Origin of the sequence: Aeromonas bestiarum (genome assembly GCF_000819745.1) — a bacterium.
Taxonomy (GTDB): Bacteria; Pseudomonadota; Gammaproteobacteria; order Enterobacterales; family Aeromonadaceae; genus Aeromonas; species Aeromonas bestiarum.
Genome location: NZ_CDDA01000016.1, coordinates 1 through 1680, shown reverse-complemented (window position 1 = coordinate 1680; position 1680 = coordinate 1). Strand labels below are relative to the sequence as shown.

Annotated in this window: 2 protein-coding genes; one reads left to right on the top strand and one right to left on the bottom strand. The window is 55.2% G+C overall.

What is annotated here, in order from left to right; all coding sequences use genetic code 11:
* Positions 1-75: 75 nt before the first annotated feature.
* Positions 76-867 (top strand): glutamate racemase, encoded by a 792-nt coding sequence (gene murI, locus BN1118_RS10150; RefSeq protein WP_043555905.1) that lies wholly within the window; start codon positions 76-78, stop codon positions 865-867.
* Between the two features lie 18 nt (positions 868-885).
* Here the strand turns inward: murI and BN1118_RS10145 are convergent, their stop codons facing one another.
* Entirely contained in the window at positions 886-1377 is a 492-nt protein-coding gene (locus BN1118_RS10145) for an RNA recognition motif domain-containing protein (RefSeq protein WP_042036224.1), read from the bottom strand.
* Positions 1378-1680 lie beyond the last annotated feature (303 nt).

Here is a 1680-nt window from a genome sequence, read left to right as displayed (position 1 = left end):
TAATTGGGACATAGCCTTTTCTATTGGCGGTCGGCGGGAGTATGATCGCCGTCTTGCACCAAAGGGGGAGGTCAGGTGGCCAATATTCTAGTGTTCGACTCCGGTATGGGTGGCCTGACCATCTATCGCGAGATCCGCCGTGCGCTGCCGGCACACAACTACTTCTATTGTTTCGACAATGCCAACTTCCCCTATGGTGAACTGAGTGAGGCGGCCCTCATTGCGGCCTGTACCCGACTGGTCAGCCATATGGTGGCCGAGCATGCCATCGATCTGGTGGTGATTGCCTGCAACACGGCCAGCACCATAGCCCTGCCATCCTTGCGTGACGCCCTGACCATACCCGTAGTCGGCGTGGTTCCCGCCATCAAGCCCGCGGCCGCCCTGACCCGCAATGGTTGCATCGGCTTGCTGGCAACCCCTGGTACCGTCAGTCGTGAATATACTCACGAACTCATCGCCCAGTTTGCGCCGGGCAAGCGGGTGTTGCTCAAGGGCGCGACCGAACTGGTCATCGAGGCCGAGCACAAACTGGCGGGACGACCGGTAAACATGGCGTTGCTGCAGGAGGTACTGGCGGACTGGATGGAAGGAGAGGAAAGGCCGGATACCCTGGTGCTGGGCTGCACCCATTTCCCGTTGTTCAATGACGAGATCCGGCAACTGATGCCAGGATGTCAGCTGGTGGATTCAGGGGACGCGGTGGCAAGACGGGTGGCACATCTATTGACGACTATCGCTGAGCCGGCTTCTCAGGCCATGGTGCAGGCCAGGGCCTATTGCACCCGACTGGATGCAGAAGCCCAAAAACTGACAGCCCCCTTGCAAGCTTGGGGGCTGTCATCACTCGAAGAGGTTCGGTACTAGTTCGTTACCGCCAAGGGATCAGGCGTCGACCTCGCTCCCTTCCCTCTCATCTTTATCCCGCTTGTCGTTGGCTTCGCGTACCTTGAGGGTGCGCTGCTGATACTCCTTGTCATTGAGCGCCGTGATTGCCTTGGCTGCATCGGCGGCGGGCATCTCCACAAAACCAAATCCTCTGCGCTTGCCGGTAGCCTTGTCCTTCATCAAACGGACCGAGATCACCTGGCCTTGTTCTGCAAACAGCTCGCGTACGGCAATCTCGTTGGCGCGATAGGGCAGGTTGCCTACATATAAGGTGCAAGTCTCTTGGCCGGAGACCAGCTCGGCCGTGGCGGCAGGTGTCCGCTTAAGGAGCAGCGGCACGATGAAACCACCAATGGCCAGACCCACAGCAAAAATCACTTCGGCTTTCAAAGAAAACTGCAGAGCCTGGGCAACCAGATAACCAACCAGCGCCAATACCAGGGCAAGGATGGCCGCCTGTACATAAACGGGAAACTTGGATAAATTCATCTTTAAAGACCTTTTGTAAATGAAAGCAAAAAAGGTGCAACACTCTATTCACCTCCATGGTAACCAGCTTTCCAGCCGGGCGCTACCATGGACCACTTGGGACACATTATCCGTTCCAGTATGGCATCCCTTAATGGGGGAAGACCCACTTAAATGATGATAAAACAGGACTGAAATCATCGGCTTGTGGATAACACTGTATATATACACTGAGTAAGCTGTTTCTAATTGGATATTTTGAAGTTTCCGTGACTTTCTTCAAAAAAAGCCTTGTCATCGCGATGCGGTTCCCTATAATGCGCC